This window comes from Verrucomicrobium spinosum DSM 4136 = JCM 18804 (genome assembly GCF_000172155.1).
Taxonomy (GTDB): Bacteria; Verrucomicrobiota; Verrucomicrobiia; order Verrucomicrobiales; family Verrucomicrobiaceae; genus Verrucomicrobium; species Verrucomicrobium spinosum.
Window position 1 is genome coordinate 5457995 of the sequence record NZ_ABIZ01000001.1, and the last position, 24374, is coordinate 5482368.

The 24374-nt window shown below is 58.8% G+C and carries 11 protein-coding genes, 2 tRNA genes and 3 rRNA genes; 8 read left to right on the plus strand and 8 right to left on the minus strand.

Annotated elements, in window-relative coordinates:
- Positions 1-41: 41 nt before the first annotated feature.
- A complete protein-coding gene (locus VSP_RS22230; RefSeq protein ID WP_009963454.1) occupies positions 42-3080 on the minus strand; it encodes a c-type cytochrome in 3039 nt (1012 codons plus the stop codon).
- 188 nt (positions 3081-3268) lie between these two features.
- Here VSP_RS22230 and hrpA point away from each other — a divergent pair, with 188 nt between their 5' ends.
- The gene (hrpA, locus tag VSP_RS22235; RefSeq protein WP_009963455.1) at positions 3269-6994 is read left to right on the plus strand and encodes an ATP-dependent RNA helicase HrpA; all 3726 of its coding nucleotides are present in this window, start codon (positions 3269-3271) and stop codon (positions 6992-6994) included.
- Positions 6995-7328: 334 nt separating this feature from the next.
- On the opposite strand, the gene VSP_RS22240 is transcribed toward hrpA, so the two are convergent.
- From VSP_RS22240 to VSP_RS22265, 6 genes are all read right to left on the minus strand, one after another.
- Positions 7329-8399, minus strand: a complete 1071-nt coding sequence (locus VSP_RS22240) for a LacI family DNA-binding transcriptional regulator (protein ID WP_009963457.1) — start codon at positions 8397-8399, stop codon at positions 7329-7331.
- A 1719-nt stretch (positions 8400-10118) separates the two neighbouring features.
- Positions 10119-10234, minus strand: a 5S ribosomal RNA gene (gene rrf / locus VSP_RS22245).
- Positions 10235-10395: 161 nt separating this feature from the next.
- Positions 10396-13246 (minus strand): 23S ribosomal RNA (locus VSP_RS22250).
- Between the two features lie 135 nt (positions 13247-13381).
- Positions 13382-13458 (minus strand) — tRNA-Ile (locus tag VSP_RS22255).
- Between the two features lie 44 nt (positions 13459-13502).
- A tRNA-Ala gene (locus VSP_RS22260) sits at positions 13503-13578 on the minus strand.
- Positions 13579-13746: 168 nt separating this feature from the next.
- A 16S ribosomal RNA gene (locus tag VSP_RS22265) occupies positions 13747-15285 on the minus strand.
- The 16S, 23S and 5S rRNA genes sit together here with 2 tRNA genes alongside, the layout of an rRNA operon.
- A gap of 721 nt (positions 15286-16006) precedes the next feature.
- Between VSP_RS22265 and VSP_RS41225 the strand changes: the two genes are divergently transcribed.
- From VSP_RS41225 to VSP_RS22290, 4 genes are read left to right on the plus strand one after another with little or no spacing between them, the layout of a single operon-like run.
- The gene (locus VSP_RS41225; RefSeq protein WP_009963458.1) at positions 16007-18817 is read left to right on the plus strand and encodes a sialidase family protein; all 2811 of its coding nucleotides are present in this window, start codon (positions 16007-16009) and stop codon (positions 18815-18817) included.
- A 35-nt stretch (positions 18818-18852) separates the two neighbouring features.
- On the plus strand, positions 18853-19860 hold the full coding sequence (locus tag VSP_RS22280) for a bile acid:sodium symporter family protein (protein WP_009963460.1): 1008 nt from the start codon (positions 18853-18855) through the stop codon (positions 19858-19860).
- Positions 19857-21002, plus strand: a complete 1146-nt coding sequence (locus tag VSP_RS22285) for an aminoglycoside phosphotransferase family protein (RefSeq protein ID WP_009963461.1) — start codon at positions 19857-19859, stop codon at positions 21000-21002. Before VSP_RS22280 ends, VSP_RS22285 begins: the two co-directional genes overlap by 4 nt.
- 26 nt (positions 21003-21028) lie before the next feature.
- Positions 21029-21769: an HpcH/HpaI aldolase family protein gene (locus VSP_RS22290; RefSeq protein ID WP_009963462.1), complete on the plus strand. Its 741-nt coding sequence runs from the start codon at positions 21029-21031 to the stop codon at positions 21767-21769.
- A 13-nt stretch (positions 21770-21782) separates the two neighbouring features.
- Here the strand turns inward: VSP_RS22290 and VSP_RS22295 are convergent, their stop codons facing one another.
- Positions 21783-23072: an ATP-dependent 6-phosphofructokinase gene (locus VSP_RS22295; protein ID WP_029190670.1), complete on the minus strand. Its 1290-nt coding sequence runs from the start codon at positions 23070-23072 to the stop codon at positions 21783-21785.
- A 162-nt stretch (positions 23073-23234) separates the two neighbouring features.
- Here VSP_RS22295 and VSP_RS22300 point away from each other — a divergent pair, with 162 nt between their 5' ends.
- Genes VSP_RS22300 through VSP_RS22310 form a run of 3 tightly spaced genes read left to right on the plus strand, consistent with a single transcriptional unit; the run spans position 23235 to position 24365 of the window.
- Entirely contained in the window at positions 23235-23666 is a 432-nt protein-coding gene (locus VSP_RS22300; RefSeq protein WP_009963465.1) for a GNAT family acetyltransferase, read from the plus strand.
- A gap of 58 nt (positions 23667-23724) precedes the next feature.
- The gene (locus VSP_RS36760; RefSeq protein WP_009963466.1) at positions 23725-23955 is read left to right on the plus strand and encodes an AbrB/MazE/SpoVT family DNA-binding domain-containing protein; all 231 of its coding nucleotides are present in this window, start codon (positions 23725-23727) and stop codon (positions 23953-23955) included.
- Positions 23952-24365, plus strand: a complete 414-nt coding sequence (locus VSP_RS22310; RefSeq protein ID WP_009963467.1) for a type II toxin-antitoxin system VapC family toxin — start codon at positions 23952-23954, stop codon at positions 24363-24365. The genes VSP_RS36760 and VSP_RS22310 overlap by 4 nt, the downstream gene beginning before the upstream one ends.
- Positions 24366-24374: the final 9 nt, after the last annotated feature.

A 24374-nucleotide genomic window follows, 5' to 3' on the forward strand; every position in this document is an offset into this window, starting at 1 on the left:
TCGACACCGGCAGCCGCTGATAATGTCTAACGTCTAACTCCTCACTTCGCAAACCGCGCGTCCTGCGGATTTCCCGCCGACAGGATGTAGGCCACCAGATCCAGCACCTCATCGGGGTTCAAGGTGTTAATCAACCCTGGAGGCATCATGCTCACCGCATAGGGCTTTTTCTCCTTGATCTCCTCGTTCTTGATCTTCGTCAGCTGCGTGGGGGCAAACGGATTCATCATCACCATGGTGACGCCATTCTCCTCACCCACCGCTCGGCCAATGATCATGCTGCCATCCGTGCGGATGATCTGATGACTGTCGTATTGGTCGGAGATGACCTTGCTGGGATCGATGATGTTTTCCAGCAAATCGCGCAAGGTATAACGGTTGCCAGAGCCCGTGATGTCCGGCCCGATGCTGCCGCCGTCGCCGTTGAAGCGGTGGCAGGTGAGGCACATGGTGGAGTTGAACATGGCTTTGCCATTCTCGTAGCTGCGGTTTTTCAAGCCTCCCTGTGCGAGCTTGAGCACGTCTTCGATGGTGTAGGCCTTGCCCGGCCCTTTGGGTGCCACGTAGTTTGCCACCGTCTGGGCATCGGACTTGCTGGAGAGCTGGTCCAGTGCGGCGCGATCCGCATCCGGCACGAAGTTCGCCAGCGCTTCCTGGCGGGTATTTTCAATGAACCCCTTGAAGCTGTTTCCGCCCTTCCACTGACGGGCGCGGGGAAACCAGGAGAAATAGGTCTGCCGCAGTTCCGGTGTCCAGCCCAGGCGCGCATTGCGCAGGGCAAACATGTACGAGATCTGCTGGCGATTGGGCTGGCTGGAGTGCACGTCACCGGCAGCGCGGGCATAGCCGGAGTTGCGCGCCAGCAGCTCCTCAGAGGCGAGTTGGCCGCTTTCATCTTTGGCCGTGGCCATGAGTCCCAGCGTCTTGGCCACCACCTGCTTGGAGTCCAGGAAGATGAGGATCTGGCTCAACTCCTGATTGGCCGCATTGCTCTTCTGGGGGAACAGCGGCTCCAGCTTCTCTGCCAGTTTCAGGCACACATCGGGTGCCGGTTTGCCAAAGCGCACCAACGCCAGCTGCCAGGCCCGCAGGAGTTGCAACTGGTGCTCCTGGTCGAGACTGTTGTAGTCAATCGTGGCCAGCGATTCCAGGACCGGAGACTGGTGGCTCTTGTTGCCAACACGGCTCAAGGCAATGAGCGCCTCGATGCGACCCTGCACATTGGATTCCATGATCGCTTTCTTGTCCCAGAGGTCCACCGGCTGCTTCTCGATTGCCACCCGGGCGGCGTAGCGCACAAACCGGTCTGGATGAGAAAGGTGGGGCCAGGCCTGGCCAATCGCATCGGGATGACTCCCATCCACGTGAAACTTTTCAAGCTGACGCCGCAACTGCATCTCCTGTGTGGGGGCAAGTGGACCGACCTTCGCCGTGGACTCCTTGCCCACGTAGGTCACACGATAGAGCGCGCTCTGGGTGCGACGCCCTCCCACTGCGAAGTACATGGCACCATCTTGCGGATGAATGAGCACATCTGTCAGTGGGAGTGGTTTGCCGCTCACAAACTCTTCCTTCACGCTCTCGTAGGTGCCTCCCTTGGGCGTGCTGTGAATGGCGTACATGGTGCCGTAAGTCCAGTCCGCCGCATAGATGGCGTGCTGGTACTTCGCGGGGAAGCTGGCACCCGTGCCCGCGGCGACGCCGGTGGGGCTGCCGGGACCGATGTCCACCGTGGCAGGCAGGCTGTCTGGGTAGTACGTGGGCCATTTCCCTGAACCACTCCTCCAGCCGTAGTCGGCACCGCTCACGCAATGATTGATGCGGGTAGGCCGGTACCAGGGGCTGCCCAGGTCCCACTCCATGTCGGCGTCAAAGGTAAAAAGATCCCCCGCATCGTTGAAGGCCAGGTCAAACTGGTTGCGGAAGCCATAGCAGAACAGTTCCACCGATTTGCCCTCTGGATCCGTCCTGGCAATGTAGCCGCCAGGAGCCAGGATGCCGCGAGCATGGCCGTTGGCATCCCACATGCGGGGCAGGATGTGATCCTCCCCCCAGGCCCGGGCTGCGCGGGAGAACTCCATGTTCACTGGCAGCTGAGTGTGATTCCCACAGTCAATGTAGAATGACTTGCCATCGGGGCTCAAGGCGATGGTGTGGGGTCCATGTTCGCCACCGCCCTTGATAGCGCGCAGGAGTTGCGGTTCGGCAAACTGGCCCTTGCCCAGATCTTTCAGGCGATAGAGACCGCTCTCACGCCCCTGGTTCTGGGGAGCGCCCTTTTCATTCACCATCACATAGAGGCTGTCGAACGCGTAGAGCAGCCCGTGCGCCCCGCCGATCTTCAAGTCCAGTGTCTCAACTTTGGCCTGGGCATTGGACTCCACCGGGGGCAATGTCACGCGATAGATGCCACCATACTGGTCGCCGACCAGCATCCGCCCCTGCGGATCTGTCGTCATGCTCACCCAGGAGCCTTGATCGGCCTTCGGCACGGTGTAGAGCAGATTTACCTTGAACCCTGGCAGTACTGCAATGTCCTTCGGATCCGTCGCCGTACCCGGCGCATTGTTGGCACCGGCCCCCTTGCCTCCTTTGCCAAACACATCCCCCCAGGGGCCCGCCCCGTACTTGGCCACCGTGACGGCAGGCTTCCAGTCCGTGGTGTTTTCTGCCGCGACCTCCCAGCCGTTCCCTGTTTCCACCACCGTCTTCTTTCCATCACTGCCTTCCACGGTCAGCACGGCCACCAGACCGGCCATACCCCCTTCGTTGGAGGCCTTGATCACCAACTCGTTCGAGCCCGGCTTGAGCGAGGCTTTCACATCTGCCTGGCTCGGCTCCTGCCAGTCCGGGTTCACCAGCACCTGCTTGCCATTGAGGAAGGCAGTGGCCCCGTTGTCACAGGTCAGTTTCAGAATGGCGGACTTGGCATCGCCAGCCACCTCGAAAGTTTTGCGGAAGGAGGGTTTCTCCTTGTCCACGGCCTTGGTGGAGGCCCAGATCCACTGGGGTTCGGCGGGTAACGAGCTGGCGGCCAGGGAGCACACCAGGGATGCAAAGAGGAAACGACAACAGGACATGGTGGGACAATACGGGAAACTCGGGGCAAATTTAAACTCTCAATTTGCACAGAACGTCACGCGTTCGCGTGGAGCATCTCCCTAGCGGCCCCAACCTCCAGACCTACGCACTGCCCTTCGGCACATTTTCGGGGCATTTTTCCCGATTCGCTGTACCTTCCCAGCCCCCCATTCCGCGCTCCTGACCCATGCCTGCGATCCGTTATCCCGCTGATCTTCCCATCACGGCCCGCCGAGAGGAAATTCTCGCGACCATTCGCAGCCATCAGGTGGTGGTGCTGGCCGGGGAGACCGGCTCTGGCAAAACCACCCAGTTGCCCAAGATGTGTCTGGAAGCGATGCCTGAGGGCACGCGCGGCCAGATCGGCTGCACCCAGCCCCGCCGCGTGGCCGCCATGAGCGTGTCCCGCCGTGTGGCGGAGGAGCTGGGCGTCCAGTGGGGCCGGGAGGTGGGGTGCAAGATGCGTTTCAACGACGACACCAGTCGGGACACCCGCATCAAATTCATGACAGACGGCATCCTGCTGGCGGAGATCCAGTCCGATCCCCTGCTGCGGAACTATGCGATGCTCATTCTGGATGAGGCCCATGAGCGCTCGCTCAACATCGATTTCCTCCTGGGCTACCTTCAGGGCCTGCTGAAAAAGCGGCCCGACCTCAAGGTGCTCATCACCTCCGCGACGATCGACACGGAGGCCTTTTCCAAGGCCTTTGGCAACGCCCCCATCATCGAGGTCTCCGGCCGCATGTACCCGGTGGACATTCGCTACGCCCCGGTCGAGGCCGGCGACGACGATCTCAGCCTGCTGGAGGCGGCGGTCAATGCGGTGGAAGACGCCCTCATCGAGTCTGAGAACGGTGACGTTCTCGTCTTCATGCCCACAGAGCGCGACATCCGGGAGACGCGCGACCTTCTGGACGGCCGGCTCGGCCGTGGCATTGAGGTCCTGGCCCTCTTCGGCCGCATGCCCGCGGCGGAGCAGCAGCGCATCTTTGCCCCCGGGCCGAAGCGCCGCGTGGTCATCGCCACGAACGTGGCCGAGACCTCCATCACCATCCCGCGCATCCGCTATGTGGTGGACACCGGGCTGGCCCGCATCAGCCGGTACAATCCTCGAACCCGCACCAAGCGATTGCCGGTGGAGGAGGTCTCCCAGAGCAGCGCCAACCAGCGCGCCGGTCGTGCCGGTCGTATCCAGGACGGCATCTGCATCCGCCTGTATTCGCAGGAGGACTTTGAGAAGCGGCCGAAGTTCACCCAGCCGGAGATCCAGCGGGCGAACCTCGCCGAGGTCATCCTGCGCATGAAGGCCTTTCGCCTCGGCGAGATCGAAAGTTTCCCCTTCATCAACCCGCCCGTGTCTGCCGCCATCCGCTCCGGCTACCAGCTCCTGCATGAGCTCGGAGCCTTGAGCGAGGTTCATGACATGACCCCCCTGGGCCGGGAGCTGGCCCGCCTGCCACTCGATCCCACACTGGGTCGCATGCTACTACAGGCCCGCAAGGAAGGTGCCCTGGCAGAGATGCTGGTCATCGCTGCTGGCCTCAGCGTCCCCGACCCACGCGAACGCCCTGAGGAAGCCAAAGAGCAGGCTGCTGCCGCACACAAGGCCTTCACCTGCCCGGACTCAGACTTCCTCACGCTCTTGCGCATCTGGCAGGCCGCACCGGACGTGGAAAACCGCAGCAACAACGCCCTGCGAAAGTTCTGCAAGAGCAACTTCCTCTCCCTGACCCGCATGCGGGAGTGGCGGGACATCTGGCGTCAGCTTAGCGATACTCTCGATGACGAGGGGGAGCCTCTCCCCAAGCTGGAGGATCGCACCGCCAGCCATGACGACGCTGTGCATCGCAGCATTCTGGCGGGCCAGCTGGGCAACATCGCCCTGCGGGAGGAGCGCAATCTCTACAAGGCCGCGGGCAACCGTCAGGTCATGGTCTTCCCGGGCTCGTGCCTCTATGAACGCCGGGAGAAGAAGCCCGGGAAACCTGGCACGGAAAAATCAAAACAACCTCTGTGGATGGTGGCGGGAGAGATCGTGCAGACCTCTCAGTTGTTTGCGCGAACTCTGGCCAAAATCGATCCCGCCTGGGTGGCGGACATCGGCTCCCACCTCTGCCAGCACAAGTACAGCGAGCCCCACTGGCATGGCCGCTCTGGCCGCGTCCTCGTGACCCAGCGCACCCTCGTGCACGGACTTGAGGTGATGAAGCAGTCGATTGATTTTGGCAAGGTGGATCCCGTGGGAGCCACCCAGCTCTTCATCCGCGGAGCCCTGCTGCATGGCGAGTCCCAGCTCCCCCACCGCTTCTTCCAACACAACCGGAAGCTGCGTGACAAGATCGAGACCACGCTCACCCGCGTTCGCAGCCAGCGGGTGTACGACATCGAAGAGGCCCTTTTCAGATACTATGAGGCACGCATCCAGGACGTGTCCTCCGTTCACGATCTGAACCGCCTGGTGAATGATCGCATCCGCACGGAGCCAGATTTTCTCTGTGCCCGGGAGGTGGATCTCACTGGCGGTGATGAGCTGACGTTCGACATAGCGTTGTTCCCTGACCGGGTGGATCTGGGCAACTCGGTCCTGCCCGTGAGCTATGCTTATACTCCGGGCAAGGAGGAGGACGGCGTCACTGTTCAGGTCCCCCTGCCCGTGGCCGAACATCTCACCTCCGGACAGATCCAGTGGATGGTGCCCGGTCTCCGTGAGGAGCAGATCAATGTGCTCCTGCGCGCCCTCCCCAAAGTCGTGCGCCGCCAGCTCATGCCCATCGATCCCAAAGTCCGCGAGATCGCCCGCGAGTTTGATCCCGGCCGCGGTGACTTCCTCGAAGCACTTGCCCGCTTTATCGGCATCAAGTACCGCGTGGAGGTGAAGGCCTCCGACTGGCCCGCCCAGAGCATACCCGCCCACCTGCAACCACGCGTGGAGGTGGTGGATCAGAAAAAGCAGACGGTCATCACCGCCCGCGATCTCGAGACCATCAAGGCCACGGTCAAGAAGCAGGAGGTGAAGTCCGACGCCTGGGACCGGATGGTTCGCAGTGTGGAACGCTATGCCCTGAGCTCCTGGTCATTCGGCGACCTTCCAGAATCATTGGTGGTCGAGGAAATCAACGGAACTCCCGTCCTCGGCTATCCCGGCCTGATGCTACGCGATGGAGAAGTGGACGTTCGCCTCTTCCGCAAAAAGGAAGAAGCAGTGAGATCCAGCCCTCCCGCAATCCGGAAGCTGGCAGAAGCCGCCCTTGGCAAAGACATCGCCTGGTTGTGGAAGGAACTGCGGAATCTGGGCGGCGGCTCCGTGTACAAGGCTCCTGCCAATTTCCAGGCCGCCCTGTCCTCCTTCGATCTCACAGGAACCAAACCCACTCCGCTGGAATCAGGAGACCTGCTTCAGCAGCAGGCACAGGAACACATTCTCCAGCACGCGCTCCGGCTGGAGCCAGTGCTTCCTCTGACGACAAAACGTTTCAACCAACTCTGCGAGAACGTTCGCAAGGAACTTCCGACCTACGCCCACAAAGTGCGTGATCTGGTCAAGCAGGTGCAAGACCTGAAGCAAAAGCTCCTTCAGTCCCCAAAAAAATATCCCGGCATGGAGAAGGATGTAGCCCGGTTAACACCCCCTGGTCTGCTGGCAAAAACACCCCATCAGCAACTACTCCAACTTCCCCGCTTCTTGAAAGCCATTCAAGTGCGGGCAGAGCGGGCCAGCATCAACCCTGCCAAGGATGCAGACAAAGCCGACCTCATCGCCGACTACGACAACTGGGAACGCTACGTGGCAGAAGCTGACCACGAAACCTTCCGGTGGATGCTGGAAGAGTATCGCGTCTCCGTCTTCGCCCAGGAACTCGGCACCGCCCAGCCTGTGTCAGCAAAGCGGTTGGAAGCGATGATGAGTTAGGTGAGAGCGTGCGGCTTAATGAACCACAGAGGAATGAAACTGAGATTTAGACAGAATTAACAGAATTTACGGAATTAGCGTTCAGCTTCCGAAGGATCGTTTCAGAGTTCCCCTATTCTCAGTAGAATCCTAATTCCGTTAATTTTGTTAATTCTGTCCAAGAAAAGTCACTCCACGTGGATGGCAGGGCACAGACAGTGGTGAGCAGAAGAAAAAAGGTGGATGCATTCATAGACGATCAATACAGACCCACCAGGCCTTTCCGCCAAGCCCGACTTGCTCCGGAATGGCCGCGAATTGCCATTCGTGGCCGCGTCGATTATTTCCTGAATTCTCAAGGCCCCTTCAAAGGGCGAATCGACGCCCCGTCCACCCATGCTGGAGGAATCAAGATTTGTCGGGGCACCTCCGGCACGCCCCGCTCATGATGGAGCAACTGGGTGGCCACCAGGTCCACTGCTGCACTGGCCACGTGCTCCCGCCGCTGATGAATGCCCGCCATCCCACTCATGGCGTCCGTCCAGTCATGCACCACAAGGCCAATATCCTCCGGCACCCTGAGCCCCAGCTTCTTTAACCACCCGGGCACATGGGTGTCGAAGCTGATGATCGCGTCAGGGCGGTGGGTGTTTACCCAACTGGAGAATATCTCTCCGCACTTGCGCAGGTCGTTGTGAGGAAACAACAGCAGGGGCACCCGGTTCTTCTTGGGCACTCCCTCCTGGTAGTGGAGCATGGCCCCGCTATAGGCACTTTCCGCCCTCTTGTCCACCCACTGCGTGATGGCCAGGCCGATGCGCTTGTAGCCCCGGGCGTTGAGTTCATCCGTCGCCCGATGAATTCCCAGCGTCATGTTCCCAGCAGACCGATGCAGGGATGGCTCCCGAAGCCCATACCCGAATGTCGCAGCGGAGAACCGGGAGAAGTCGAACTGCGCACATTTCATTTGGGATGACTGCGGAGAAATGATGATCCCCTCGATGCCGCGAGCCTGCAGGATATCCGCCAGCCGCCCCGGCGTCATGCCATCCCGTCCCAGCCAAAACTCCTCTGCATGGTAGCCATGCTGCTCGGCCCGTTTCTGGATGTCCTTGATCGACACATACTGATAGGCCGGGTCGTGCAGTTCATCCTGGGGGAGCGACTCCCGGATCACGGCAATCACCGCTCGCACTTTCGAGTCTTTCCGTCCCCGCACGAGGTGCATCATCCGCGTGAGATGCGCATCCGGCTGGTAGTTCAACTGCCGCGCCACCTCCATCACCGTCTCCCGGGTCTTCATGGAGACCTTGGGCGAATTGTGCAGCACACGCGAGACCGTCATCGCCGACACCCCAGCAGCGCGGGCCACATCCTGCAAACTCACCTTCGGTGGTGCATCACCATCCCCTGTCGCAGTGACCACTGCGACAGGAGTTGAACTTGGAACTGGGGTCCCTCGACTTGGCATGAACGAAAAGCAGCCTTGAATGTTACGATAACCTGGGGGCAGAAGTCACTACGTCGCCCAGGTCAAAACCCTTTCCTGACGACGAGGCAAGGGCGCGCAAATCATCTGCCAGAAAGAACGGAGAAAACTCACCAGAGAGGTGGACCGACCCTGACCTTTTGAGTGCATGGGGGGGGGACCGCCGCTTTGGCGGCCCAGGTGACGTCTTCCGTTGAATGATTGTGAAGCGGCACACTGGCCCACCCAGCCACGCGCCAGCGTCTTGGAGATCGTCTGGTGGCTCGAAGCTGCCAAGCGGGAGCCATCCAATGCGCTCGCTTCTCCCCAGCTTCCATCCCACGGTACAAGGAACTCACAGTACCGACAAAGCGACGCATTCCAGCCTGCCTTGGCATCCATCCGCCGCGACGACTCCGCTTCTGCTCAACTGCCCCCAACGCCGCCGTAGTTGTCGAAGTAGGGAGAACCAACCAACCGCGGGCGTTTGGAGTGGATGCCAAGGAACCACCTTGAGGCGGCCACCCCAGATCGAAGCTGATCCCCAGCGGGGATCTCTAACACAGCCCAACGTTGGACGAGCCCTAAGCGAGTCAACGTTGGGTACCTCCCAGGACGATGATCAGGTGGGAAGGCCGACAGCATCTGCTTTCTCCCCACCGCCATCAACACCCCCACGTCAGCCGGACCTGATGTCATGCGCTGACTGACGTTTGCGGCAAGATGCCGCAAACAGCACGCAGGATGCGTGCGCTCCCCGAGCTTCCCGGGCACAGGCCATCTGAAGCCTGTCAGTCCATGCTTCACCCCCCAGGTTCCTTGGCAGGCACTAACTGAAACGTCTGCGGCATGATTCTCGCCTTCGAACACCAACTACCCAGCGCTCCGCCTCCAACCGGCCGAGCGGACACCTTGGACTCTTGCCCCTCTCCCAGCCACATCACCAAAGACCGTGAAATTGGTGCCTCCTTACGTCCACAACTACACCGGGATTGAGACTGGCAGAAAAAAGGGAAACCCCAGAGCTGTTGTTTGCTGAGGCAGCCTGGAAAAGCCTGGTCACCGAAGAGGTCGAACAGCCTTCCCGGAAGTTGTTCTCGCATCTCCAAATGTACCCGAGAGCCGGGACGGCTCTTCTACCCCATCACCAGAGCCGCCAAAGCGGTGTCGAGCCACCGACACTCCAGGACGCTGGCGCGAAGATGGATGAGCCAGCGAAAAATGACCATCCTTCATGCTGCGGACATGGCTCCAGCGCGGGCATCGTCGCGAAGCGTCCTGGAGTGCGTGCGGCTCGACGCCGCTTTCGCCGGCGGATGACAGGGACAACGAGGGTCATGGGCAGCCTGCTGATGATGCGGCCAAGCGGGGGCCGTTACGGGCACGCTGCCCCCCTGCTCCCATTCTCTGGTACGAGGAACTCACCAGAGCCGCCAAAGCGGCGGTTCCCGCACGCACTCCCAAAGATGCTTCGCATCCAGATGTTGTGGGTACGGTAGTAGCTTGAGAATCAAACAGCCTCCGATGTCACCCACTCCAGCGCTCTCGCCCCACCCCTGACCTCAGGTCTGATGTCTGGCGTCTGGCAGTCTGGTGTCCGTCCTCTCCCGCTTCGCGGGTCGCAGTACACAGACAAAAAAAGTCCCCGCCCTCTGGGTCGCAGAAGGCGGGGATTAACTCTGGCAACGATCTACTTTCACATGGCCTGTCGCCATACTATCATCGACGCTGAGGTGTTTCACTTCCGTGTTCGGGATGGGAACGGGTGGGGCCACCTCGCTGTGGTCACCAGACTTCTGTTTCGGTTGAGAGCTTCAAGCTCCATGTGAAACAGCCTGTCTGAAGACTTCAGCGCTTCAGCGGTTGCAGTTATAGGTTGGGCTGGCGGCCCTGCCGGAGCTGGGTTCCCTGAAAACTGAACAAGGACAAATTAAGAGTGGTTGAAAAAGAATCAAACATCAAGACGATCGGATGATTAGTAGTGTTGAGCTGAATCGATTACTCGACTTGCACCCACACCCTATCAACGTGGTAGTCTTCCACGATCCTTCAGGGAGAACTCATCTTGGGAGAGGCTTGGCGCTTAGATGCTTTCAGCGCTTATCCTTTCCGTACATAGCTGCCCAGCTGTGCCACTGACGTGACAACTGGAACACCAGAGGTACGTTACTTCCGGTCCTCTCGTACTAGGAAGTAAACCCCTCAATTCTCCAACGCCCACGGAGGATAGAGGACCGAACTGTCTCGCGACGTTCTGAACCCAGCTCGCGTGCCGCTTTAACCGGCGAACAGCCGGACCCTTGGGACCTTCTCCAGCCCCAGGATGCGACGAGCCGACATCGAGGTGCCAAACTTCATCGTCGATATGAACTCTTGGATGAAATCAGCCTGTTATCCCTAGCGTACCTTTTGTCCGTTAAGCGACGGCAATTCCACATTAAACCGCCGGATCACTTTGGCCTACTTTCGTATCTGCTCGACTTGTAGGTCTCACAGTTAGGCGTGCTTATGCCAATACACTCAACACGCGATTGCAAACCGCGCTGAGCACACCTTCGCGCTCCTCCGTTACTCTTTGGGAGGATACCGCCCCAGTAAAACTGACCGGCTGCCATGGTCTCATGCCCTTTATGGGGTTACAATTAGACTCGCCAATACCAAAGGGTGGTGTCTCACTTTTGGCTCTGCGGGACCCGAAAGTTCCGCTTCACAGCCTCCCACTTACTCTGAGCATTGAAATCAGCGAATCAGTGACAGCTTACAGTTAAGGTGCATAGGGTCTTTCCGTCCTTCCGCGGGTAGGCGGCATCTTCACCGCCACTACAAATTCACTGAGCCCCTCGTTGAGACAGCGGTCAACTCGTTACACGATTCGTGCAGGTCGGAACTTACCCGACAAGGAATTTCGCTACCTTAGGACCGTTATAGTTACGGCCGACATTCACGGGGACTTGGGTTCAAAGCTTCGCCCCGCTTTCGCGGGACTAACATCTTGCCTTAATCTTTCCGCATTGGTCACGTGTCACATCGTATACATAGACTTTCGTCTTCGCACAATGCTGTGTTTTTGATAAACAGTCGGTTGACCCCTTTCACTGCGACCCACCGAGGTGGGCATCCCTTCTTCCGAAGTTACGGGACTAGATTGCAGAGTTCCTTAACGAGGTTTCACTCTTGCGCCTTGGTATATTCTACCCATCCACCTGAGTCGGTTTCTAGTACGGGCGGCCCTGGGAACATCATGAAGCTTTTCTAGACGGATCATTTGGAAACGCGGTCAGGCCGAAGCCCTTCCTGCCAAGTCAATAAGGTCTGTTTCCTCCTTCTCCGTGGTCTAACATGACTTAACCAAAACCGGTGCAGGAATATTAACCTGCTTTCCATCGCCTGCGCCAGACGGCATCGGCTTAGGTCCCGACTAACCCTGGGACGAAAATCGTTGCCCAGGAAACCTTGGATTTACGGCGGGGTGGGATTTCACCACCCTTGTCGTTACTTATGTCTGCATCCTCACTTCTCAACACTCCACTTTCAGTCGCCATCCAGCTTCGATGCGTTGAGAACGCTCCTCTACCAAACCCCGGACCAAAATCCGGGGCATCCAGAGCTTCGGTATACCGCTTATCGCCAATCATTTTCGGCGCGAGATCTCTCGATGAGTCAGCTATTACGCACTGTTTAAATGGTGGCTGCTTCTAAGCCAACATCCTCACTGTCAAAGAAATCTCACTTCCTTTCCACTGAGCGGTATTTGGGCACCTTAGCTGCTGGGCTGGGTTGTTTCCCTTTCGACAATGAAGCTTATCCCCCACTGTCTTACTGCCATACTTCACCCCGGGGTATTCGGAGTTTGATTGAGTTTGGTAGGCGGGTGTGCCCCCTAGCTCATTCAGTGCTCTACCCCCCCGGGTCAGCATATGACGCTGCACCTAAATACATTTCGAGGAGAACCAGCTATTACGGGGTTTGATTAGCCTTTCACTCCTACCCACAACTCATCCGAGAACTTCTCAAGGTTCACCGGTTCGGCCTTCCACGTCGTATTACCAACGCTTCAGCCTGGCCATGGGTAGATCACCACCGCTTCGGGTTTGGCTCCTGTGACTATGACCGCCCTGTTCGGACTCGCTTTCGCTGCGCCTGCGTCCCAGAAGGACTTAGGCTCGCCACAAAAACCAACTCGCAGACTCATTAAGCAAAAGGCACGCCATCACCGGACAAGCCGGCTCTGACACCTTGTAAGCACATGGTTTCAGGTACTGTTTCACTCCGCTCACAGCGGTGCTTTTCACCTTTCCCTCGCGGTACTTGTTCACTGTCGGTCACCAGCTAGTATTTAGCCTTACGCCGTGGTCGGCGCCGATTCATGCGAAGTTTCACGTGTGTCGCATTACTCAGGAATTCCCTAGGCTGGATCAAAGTTTTCGGTTACGGGCCTTTCACCCTCTCTGGCGCAACTTTCCTGAAGCTTCACCTAACTCGATCCAATGCCACGTCGGGCTCCTACAACCCCGGAGGCAAAGCCTCCGGTTTGGGCTGTTCCGCTTTCGTTCGCCACTACTGACGGAATCACATTCGTTTTCTTTTCCTCAGGGTACTGAGATGTTTCACTTCCCCTGGTATGGCGTCGCAGCCCCTATGTATTGAGGGCTGCACGCAGCGGTATGAACCGCTGCAGGTTATCCCATTCGGAAATCTCCGGGTCAAAGCGTCTTTGCCGCTATCCGAAGCTTATCGCAGCTTAGCACGTCCTTCATCGCCTGCTGGTGCCAAGGCATTCACTATGTGCTCTAAAATACTTGATGCCTGTAGCCGCTGGCTTGCGCCAGCTTCAAATAAAAATTTATCTCTTTTTCGCTCTTAATCTGTCTTGTCCAGTTTTCAAAGAACCTTCCGGTTCGAAAGCATTAATCAATTCTACACACCCATTGGTCACCAGATGGTGGGCCTGAATGGACTCGAACCATTGACCCCCGCCTTATCAAGGCGGTGCTCTAACCAACTGAGCTACAGGCCCGGTTTTCACCGGTCCCCTGCTTTAAAAGCACTCAGCAAGTCACATGGTGGAGGCATGGGGACTCGAACCCCAGACATCCAGCTTGCAAAGCTGGCGCTCTACCAGCTGAGCTATACCCCCTTTGGTGATGCGTGTGTATTGTCCCAAGCAAAAGCTAAGTCGTGCACTACACGTGAGGTAACTCACGCAAATATTTGAGCCTTTTAGCAGACCAGGTGTTCCGGCGAACCGGGCACTCTGGTCTCGACCTATCCAGTAAGCCGTGAGGGCTCCTGGAATACTCCATAGAAAGGAGGTGATCCAGCCGCAGGTTCCCCTACGGCTACCTTGTTACGACTTCATCCCAGTCACCAGTCTTGCCTTAGGGCCTTGCCTCCTTGCGGTCGGCGCGGGCACTTCGGGCGAAACCAGCTTCCATGATGTGACGGGCGGTGTGTACAAGACCCGGGAACGTATTCACGGTACCGTAGCTGATGTACCATTACTAGCGATTCCAACTTCATGCAGGCGAGTTGCAGCCTGCAATCTGAACTGAGCCCAGTTTTGAGGATTTCCTCCACCTCGCGGTTTCGGTTCACATTGTGCTGGGCATTGTAGTACGTGTGCAGCCCTGGGCGTAAGGGCCATACTGACTTGACGTCATCCCCACCTTCCTCCCAGTTGATCTGGGCAGTCTGATTCGAGTGCTCGGATTGCTCCGGTGGCAACAAATCACAGGGGTTGCGCTCGTTGCGGGACTTAACCCAACATCTCACGACACGAGCTGACGACAGCCATGCAGCACCTGTGCAAAGCGTGTATTGCTACACTAGCCGGCTTTCACCGACGACACAGTGCATGTCAAGCCCAGGTAAGGTTCTTCGCGTTGCATCGAATTAAGCCACATACTCCACCGCTTGTGCGGGTCCCCGTCAATTTCTTTGAGTTTTAATCTTGCGACCGTACTTCCCAGGCGGCACGTTTAACGCGTTAGCTCCGGCACAGAAGGGGTCGAATCCTCCCACACCAAACGTGCACCGTTTACTGTCAGGACTACCGGGGTATCTAATCCCGTTTGCTCCCCTGACCTTCGTGCATCAGTGTCAGATACTGTCCAGGATCTCGCCTTCGCCACTAGTGTTCCTCTCGATATCTACGCATTTCACTGCTACACCGAGAATTCCAGATCCCCCTCCAGTTCTCTAGCATGGGAGTATCGGATGCTATTCGGAGGTTGAGCCCCCGGATTTCACATCTGACTTTCCACGCCACCTACGCACCCTTTACGCCCAGTGATTCCGAACAACGCTTGAGACCTCTGTATTACCGCGGCTGCTGGCACAGAGTTAGCCGTCTCTTCCTCTTGCGATACTATCAAATCCAGCGGAGTTACCCGCTCAAATCTTGCTCTCGCATGACAGGAGTTTACAATCCGAAGACCTTATCCTCCACGCGGCGTCGCACCATCAGGGTTGCCCCCATTGTGAATGATTCTCGACTGCTGCCACCCGTAGGTGTCTGGACCGTGTCTCAGTTCCAGTGTGGCTGGTCATCCTCTCAGACCAGCTACCCGTCGTCGCCTTGGTGGGCCGTTACCCCGCCAACTAGCTGATAGGCCGCGGACCAATCAGAAAGCGACAGGTTGCCCCGCCTTTAGTCTTGCGACCACATGAGGTATTAATCCAAGTTTCCCTGGGCTATTCCTCGCTTTCCGGTATGTAATCCACGTGTTACGCACCCGTTCGCCACTGAACAACCCGGTATTGCTACAAGATTATCCCGTTCGACTTGCATGTCTTATCCACGCCGCCAGCGTTCGTTCTGAGCCAGAATCAAACTCTCCGAACATTTGTCCATCCATCTCTGAATGAACGGTCCAATGCAAAGCATTGAACTAAATTGACTGGTTGTTTGTTATGACAACCACGCGCTGTTTCTCACACACGCGTAGTACACAACTTAGCTTTTTCTTGGTTCAAACTAAACTCACAACCCTTGCGGGCCGTTTAGTCTGATTAATGCTGCCAAAGATCGTATTCTGATTCTCGAAGAATGCCGCAGTTGCCTGCGTCGCTCTTTTTGTCTCAGCCGCTCGTTTTCGGTGCGGGTGTTGATACTACCCCACATCCTCTTTTCGTCAACAAGTTGAGGCTCTTTTTTTGAAGATTTTTGCCAGTTTCGACATGCGGCCTTCATCGACTTAACAAACTCATGGAGACGAAAAATCAGAGCCCGCTCAACGGGCCCTAGTGCCATGCGGGAGAGGCCGTTTCATTTATCAAGGCTGGTGAAGCATAAGCGGATTCTGGGGCCAAAATTTGAAACGCAAAACCTCTGAGAAAAGTTGTCCGAAGAGATGCAACGACCTCAAACGGAGGTTCCTCAGGGGTGGTTGGAGGGGTCAATCGCGGTCAGAAAGTGGCAAAACGATGTTCGGCGCGTCGCTCCGCTCCCAAAAATTGGCCACCCCCACCCGCCTTGAGTCCCGGTGTTAGCATAACACAGGCGTTTGATTGCCTCTCGGACCGGTCCAGTGCCTCATTGGACCCATTCAACACTTCCTCACCGCATGAAAACACTGCCCCTCTTCTGCGCTGGCTCTCTGTCCCTGTGCCTGCTCCCCTCTCTTCACGCCGCCGCAGCGGAGACGGCCCCCGCTCCTTCTCAGGTGCCAGCCTCCGTACTCGATCTGGCGATGCAGCCATCGGAACTGATCACCAATCCCGGTCCCAAATATTCTGCTGAGCAGCGCGACTACGCGATGGTGATCGGGATGGACCGCACGCCGAAGGGTCGCATCTGGTCGGCCTGGGTGGCTGGAGGAGACAGTGATCTCGGCTATTTCGTGCTGGCGTCCAGTGACGACGATGGCGCGACCTGGTCCAAGCCCCGTCTGGTGATCGATCCCCCGGAAGCTCCCACCGGCCTGCGCAAACGCATCCTGGTGGGCAATCTCTGGACGGACCCAACTGGCAAGCTCTGGCTCTTCTATGATCAGTCCATGGGCTACTACGATGGCCGAGCCGGCGTGTGGGCCATCACCTGCGAAAACCCGGACGCGGAGAATCCCACTTGGTCTGAGCCCCGTCGCATCTGGCACGGACTCACGCTGAACAAGCCGATTGTATTGAAGAATGGCGAGTGGCTGCTGCCTATCTCTCTGTGGACACGCGACCGTATCGGCCCTGCCGAACTGCGGGATGGCTTCAAGGAACTGGATGAGTTCCGGATGGCAAACATCTTCGTCTCCACCGATCAGGGCAAAACCTGGAATCGTCGCGGCGGCGTGGCCGTGCCCGAGACGGACTTCGACGAGCACATGTTCGTGGAACTCAAGGACGGCCGTCTCTGGCTGATGGCACGCACCAAATATGGCATTGCCGAGAGCTTCTCCTCCGACCAGGGCCGCACCTGGACCGCAGCACAGCCTTCAACCATCCAGAATGTCAGCTCGCGATTCTTCTTCCGCCGGCTCGCCTCGGGAAATTTGCTGCTGGTCAAGAACGGACCGCTGAATGAGCGACTCAAGGGCCGCAGCCACATGACGGCCTACCTTTCCGACGATGAGGGCAAAAGCTGGAAAGGTGGCTTGATCATCGATGAACGCGGTGGTGTCTCCTATCCCGATGGCTTCCAAGCCCCCGATGGCACCATTTACATCACCCACGATCACAACCGGGACGAAGACCGTGAGATCCTCTTTGCGAAGTTCAAAGAGGAAGATGTGCTGGCAGGCAAGTTCACCGTGCCCGGCTCTGCCGGCATGCTGATGGTGAGCAAGGCTCTAGGTAAAAACATCGGCGAGATCACCTACAACGGCATCCAGCTCGACAGCGAGTGGCCGCCCCGCACCCAGGATCCGAAATCGACGGAGCCCATGGCGGTGCCCTATCTGACGAATCCGCCCGCGGTGATCCCCATCAATTTCGGACGCCAGCTCTTTGTGGACGACTTCCTCATTGAGCAGACCGATCTTAAGCGCACCTACCATGCGGCCGAGAAGTACTCGGGCAACCCCGTCTTCAAAGCCGAAACTCCTGAAGAGAACAAGCCCTCCACCATCGGAGAGACCGGTCAGGAGGCCGTCTGCTACCTGGGACACGGCGGCGTTTTCTTCGACCCCAAGGAAAAGCACTTCAAGATGTTCTACACCGCCGGATGGCGGGGCGGGCTGGCTCAGGCCACAAGCCAGGATCTGCTGCATTGGGACCGTCCCAATCTCGGTCTGGTGGGCGGCAATGTGATCCTGCCGGGAGGCAAGCAATGGGCCGGAGGTGACAACTCAGTGTGGCTGGACTTGAGCTCCAAGCTGCCCGAGGAACGCTACAAGCTGCTGACGGACCGCCAGCCGCATACCATCCACACCTCCCCGGACGGCCGCATCTGGTCGCAAGGCATCCCAACGGGCAAAGCCGGCGACTACTGCTCCTTCTTCTACAATCCCTTCCGCAAGAAGTGGGTGTACAGCATCAAGCAGGGTGGCCCACGTGGGCGCAGTCGCTACTACGCGGAGACCAGTGACTTCCTCAAAGGAGCGGACTGGAAGAACTCTGTGTACTGGACGAATGCTGACCAACTGGACCCAGAGGATCCTGAGATCGGCGAAGCCCCCCAGCTCTACAGCCTCAATGCCGTAGCCTACGAAAGCTTGATGCTGGGTGAGTTCTACATCCTCCAAGGCCCCAACAATGAGATCTGCGACAAGGGCAAGTTTCCGAAGGTCACCCAGGTGATGCTGGGATTCAGCCGCGACGGCTTCCACTGGCACCGCCCGGAGCGCAGGCCCTTCATCGCCGCCACTAAAAAAGAAGGTGACTGGGACCGTGCTTACATCCACGGCACTACCGGCGTGATGGTGGTGAAGGATGACCGCCTCTACTTCCCATACACCGGGTACTCCGGCATCGCTCCCAGCGGCACCCGCGGCATGTACACCGGGGCCAGCATCGGTCTCGCCACCCTGCGTCGGGACGGTTTTGCCTCCATGGGGGCCGGTGCCACGACCGGCACGCTGACCACCCGCCCGGTGGCATTCAATGGCGCTCACCTCTTCGTGAATGTGAATGCCCCTCAGGGCAGCCTTAAAGCCGAAGTCCTGAACGAGGCGGGCAAGGTGATCGAGCCCTATACTGTCGGCAATTGCGAAGCGATAAAGGCAGACAGCACCCGCACCAGGGTGCAGTGGAAGGGCACAGCCGATCTGGAGAGCGTGCGCGGGAAGGCAGTGCGCCTGCGCTTCCATCTCACCAACGGTCAGCTCTACTCGTTCTGGACAACCTCGCACCTCAGCGGTGCCAGCGGAGGCTACATCGGCTCTGGCGGCCCTGGATTCCCAGGAGTGGTGGATACAGTGGGCGACGGCTCACAGGCGGCAAAATGAAGTTTCCTTAAACCTACACACTCTCTTTCACCGTCATGTTTCGCTTCATCAACTGGTTCACCAGCTTGTACCCGGTCTGGGTCATCTCCTTCGCCGTGGTCGGCCTGCTTCACCCCACCTCACTCTCCTGGTTCACCGGAGGGTGGGTCGTATGGGCCCTCACCCTTGTGATGCTGGGGATGGGCTTCACGTTGACGGTGGATGACTTCCGCCGCCTGCTTCGCGCCCCGTCCTCCCTGGCACTCGGGTTCCTCACTCACTATACCATCATGCCTCTGGCAGGATGGTTCGTGGCGCATGCATTGAACCTCGAACCCGGCTTCGCGGTGGGGCTCATCCTGGTGGCCAGCTGCCCGTCCGGCACGGCATCCAATGTGATCTGCTACCTGGCGCGGGCCAATGTCGCCCTCGCCGTGCTGGTGACGCTGACCTCCACGTTGCTCGCCTTCGTGATGACCCCGGCCTGGTGCAAGGCACTGGCGGGTCAATACGTGCCGGTGGACGCCGCCAAACTGAGCCTCTCCACCATTCAGATCGCGGTGGCCCCGGTGCTGGCGGGCGTATTCTGCAACTGGCTTTTCCCCAAGGCCACCGCCTCCGTCTCACGGGTGGGACCGCTGGTCTCTGTGCTCGCCCTCATGTTCGTGACGGGCGGCATCGTGGCGCAGAACGCAGCCGCAGTGAAGGCCAACGCCGGCAAACTGGCCCTCGCTGCCGTCCTGCTGCACGTGCTGGGCTTCGGCGTCGGCTACCTTGTCGCCAAGATCCTTCGCCGGCCTGAGGAAATAGCCCGCACCATCTCGATCGAAGTCGGCATGCAAAACGGCGGCCTGGCCGCCGTGCTGGCCAAGCAGAACTTCCCCATGCAACCGCTGGCCGCAGTCCCCGCCATCTTCAGCGCCATCACGCAAACCCTGCTCGGCAGCCTGCTCGCCACCTGGTGGCGCATGCACCCCGTCGCCTCCTCAAACCCCGCGGCGACGGCCAGCACGCCAGCCCCGCAGCCCGCTACACCAGCCATTCCTGAGGCCCGCCCGGAATGAACGCCACCACCATCACCTCTTCAGCCCCTCCCGCGAACGCTGCGGATCTGGTATCCCCTTCCCATCGTCGCACCACCTACTACTGGAAATGCGATCGACCCGCCGCCTTCCACGGCACGACGGGGCGTACGGATGCGGGCACCCTGCAAAGTGCGCTGAAACAAGCTCTCCAGGAGAAGTTCCCCTCAGCACGCCTTTCCCTTGAACCGGGTCACGGTCAGGGCAATCACATCACCTTCATCGCGACCGTGGATGAGGCCCGTCGATTCGTCCGCGTGGAAGATGGACCCGAGAAGGACAACTATCTCATCGTGGAATCCCGCGTGCTGCATGAAGTGCGCACACTCGGCCTGCCTGCACCGCGGGTCCATGCCGTGGATGCCAGCCGGGAAAGCGTGCCTTTTGCCTGGCAGATGCTCGACCTCGTGGATGCCCCGGACCTGAATCATTTCCAAAAGAAGGGCGAACTCGATCTTCCCAGAATGGCCGGGGAGATCGGTGCCGCCATTGCCCGCTGGCAGTGTGCAGAGCCGGCGGGATACGGCCCCTTTGACCCCGCCCAGGTCATGGAAACGAATACGCTCTGCGGCTTTCACGCCAGCTACGAGGACTACTTCTTCCTCCATTTCGAGAGACACCTTCGTTATCTGACTCATCAACAACTGCTCTCCTCGCGCGAGGCGGCAGAGATCGAATCAGAAGTGCTGCTCCACCGTCCCCTGCTCGCCCTCAACCAAGGTTGCCTGGTTCACAAAGATCTGGCGCTCTGGAACATTCTGGGCACGCCAGAAGGCGTTGCCGCATTCATCGACTGGGACGATGCCATTTCAGGAGATGCCATGGACGACCTCTCCCTGCTGGCGTGCTTTCACGACGGCCCTGTTCTCGCCCGGGCATTGGAAGGTTACCAGATGCTCCGCCCGCTGCCCACAGAGCACCGCCGTCGTTTCTGGCTCCATCTCCTGCGCAACATGATCGTCAAGGCCGTGATCCGGGTAGGAGCAGGTTATTTTGAGAAGTCCGATGGTTTTTTCCTCATTGGCAGCGGAAGCAGCGGCCAGAACCTGCAAACATTCACCACCCAGCGCATCGCCTCGGCACTGCAGGGGCTGCGCGGCGACCTGCCCGTAGCATCGCTTTGAATTGTGACACCCTGAACCTTTCCTCCATGTCATCCTACCTTCCCCCTGTGGACATCCAGCTGGGCACCTTCCTCTCCCTTGGTTCACCCCTCATCGCGGAACTGGCCGCCGAATGCGGCTTCCAGTGGCTCCTGCTCGATCTTGAGCACGGTGCCAGCACAGACGCAAGCTTGCTGCCTCAGCTGATGGCCACCAAGGGCACCGCCACCCGGACCATTGTCCGCTTTGGCACCCCTCATGCCGACCAGGTGTTGCGCGCCCTCGACTGGGGCGCTCATGGCATCATGATTCCGCGGGTCTCCTCCGCCGCAGAGGCCGCCGCCTGTGTCAAAGCCGCCTCATATGCCCCCCGGGGGCACCGGGGATTCTCACGCTCTGCCAGAGCATACGGCCTGGGGCTGCGACCACCCGCTTCTGCCGGGGCCATCCCGCAGCCGCTGATCATGGCGCAGATTGAGAACATTGAGGGCGTGGCCCACGCCAGTGAAATCGCCGCCGTGGAGGGGGTCGATGTCCTCTTCGTCGGTCCGGCCGATCTACAGTTTGACCTTGGGGCCCGCCCTGATCTGGCAGCGCTCAGCTATGAGGAGTGCCTGGTTTCCGTGGCCAGTGCCGCCCAAACCGCGGGGAAGGCCTGCGGCATTCTCTTGCGTGACGCCACCGAGATCCCGAAGTTTCGAGATCTCGGCTACACCTATCTGGCATTGGATTCCGACGTGGCCCTGCTTCGCAAAGGCTTCCTGGCGCTCGCAAACGCCAGGGCCTGAACTTCGCAGCCTGTCACTTAAAAGTGGCCGGTTGCCCCGTGGATTCCAGCACCGAGTGCCAGAGCTCGCGCGTGGGGTCCACCTTGCGGCGCCCCCCCGTCACCAGATCCAGCGGCAGGTGGACGAAGGCTCCGTGCCAGCATCCCACCAGCATGCCCGTCTTACCCGCCATCGCTGCGTGCACCGCCCCTTGGGCGAGACGTGAGCAATACACGTTGTCCTGCGCATTGGCAGGAACACTGCGGACGATATAGCTGGGATCGATGTACTTGAGATTCACCTCCATGCGCCGACTTTTGAAGAAATCGTTGATCGTGTCTTTCAGATACAGCCCGATGTCAGCATACCGCTGGTTTCCGCTGGCGTCCGTCGCACCGACATCCCGGTTCATGAGATTCTGGCCAGCCCCTTCGGCCACTACGATGACAGCGCTACCGCGCTTTACCAACCGGTAGCGGAGCATCTCCAGCAGCCCCTTGGGGCCATCCAGTTCAAAGGGAACCTCAGGGATGAGTACAAAGTCCACGTTACTGCCAGCCAAAGCAGCGAAGCACGCAATGAAGCCTGAGTCCCGGCCCATCAGTTTCACCAAACCCACCCCATTCACAGCCCCTGTCGATTCCGTATAGGCACATTTCACGGCCTGCACTGCCTCGGCAAATGCCGTATCAAACCCGAAGCTCTTGTCCAGGTACATGATGTCATTGTCGATCGTCTTGGGAATGCCCACCACCGCCTTTTTCAGCCCGCGACGCTCGATTTCCTGAGCAATTGCCGACGCTCCCCGCAGGCTGCCGTCTCCGCCAATCACATAGAGGATGTCCACCTTCATGTCTTCGAGCGTGTCCACCATGTCCCCGATGTTCTGGTGACCACGGGAACTGCCCAACATGGTGCCGCCGAAATTGTGGATCTGCTCCACCGACTGCGGACGCAGAATGAGAGGCGTGTGCCCGTAACGTTGTACCAGCCCCTCATACCCGTAGCGGAAGCCGTAGATCTTGGTGACGCCGTACTGGTTGTGCGACTGTAGCACGATGCCACGAATGATGTCGTTCAACCCTGGACACAGTCCCCCGCAGGTGACGATTCCAACAGTCGTCTTCGGCGGATCAAAGAAGATGTGCTCGCGAGGACCAGCCTCCTCAAAACTGTAGGGCATGGCCCCCGGCTCATGATCCGAAGTCCGGTTGTTGAAGTAAATTCGATGTTCGTCCGTTTTGAAGGGAGCCTCCATGCCACCGAAGTGCGGCAGGGGTGATGGGATGCGACAAGGTCCGAGGGATGAGATGTGGAGGTTCACGAAGCAGCGGGATCAAAACGGGATGTCAGTCAAAAAGGGGCATGTTGCAAAGAAGGAAGCAGAAGCGATGCCATGAAAGGTCTGGCGATAGAGCTGCTTTTCACGTGCAAGATTGCCACTTTGGGCCAGCGTCCCCATCCGGGCAAGCCATCTCCTCCATCCATGAATTCCTTAGTGATCCGCCCCTATACCACGAGTGATGAATCGGCCGTGATCCAGCTCTGGGATGCCTGCGGCCTCGTCCGCCCGGTCAACGATCCCTTGAAGGACATCCAGCGGAAACTCCAGGTGCAGCCAGAACTGTTTCTCGTGGCGGAGTGCACGGACACACATGCCCTCATCGGCACGGCCATGGTGGGCTATGAGGGCCACCGCGGCTGGATCAACTACCTGGCCGTCGCTCCGCACATTCAGAAACAGGGCCTCGGGCGGCAGATTATGGACCACGCGGAACAGCTCCTCCGTCAGCTCGGCTGTCCCAAAATCAATCTCCAGGTCCGCACCAACAACCACGAGGTCATCGCCTTCTATGAGCGCCTCGGCTTCGTGCGGGATGACGTCGTCAGCCTGGGGCGGCGGCTGGTGGTGGACTGACTCCCATCGACCCAATCGGACATTGACAACTCACTGTAAGACGACATCTTACCTAAAAATGAAAACCGTTGTCTCAAGCAAAGGCCAGATTGTGTTGCCCGTCGAGCTGCGGGAGCAGGACAAAGTGGTCGCTGGCCAGAAATTTGAGATCGAACGGCTGGAGTCGGGACAATACCTCCTGAAACGTCAGGCCGCGCCCGACAACGAAGGCTTGATTGACTGGCTGCTCTCCTGTCCTGAGAAAGACTGGTTTCAACCCATCCAATCCGAGTCCACTGACACGCTGTGAACTACTTGGTGGATGCCAATATATTGAGTGAGGCGACCAAACCAGCGCCGGACCCACAAGTGGTCGCCTGGCTCCGCAGCCACGAGTCGCAGCTGGTGGTTAGCCCCATCATTTTGGGTGAGCTCGAATATGGCATTCTCACCCTGCCCAAAGGCCAACGCAGAACGCGGCTGGAAAAATGGTTCGCGCAGGGAGTGCGCCGCATTCAATCTCTGGACGTCGATGCCGACACCGCCTCCCATTGGGCGAACCTGCTGGCGAGCTTGAAAAGAAACGGCCACGCCATGCCCGTCAAAGACAGCCTCATTGCCGCCACGGCTCTCGCTCATGGACTCACCGTGGCGACTCGCAATGCCAAAGACTTCCGGTTCGCCGGTGTCAAGGTGGTCAACCCCTTTGGCAAAGGCTGAATCTCTGCC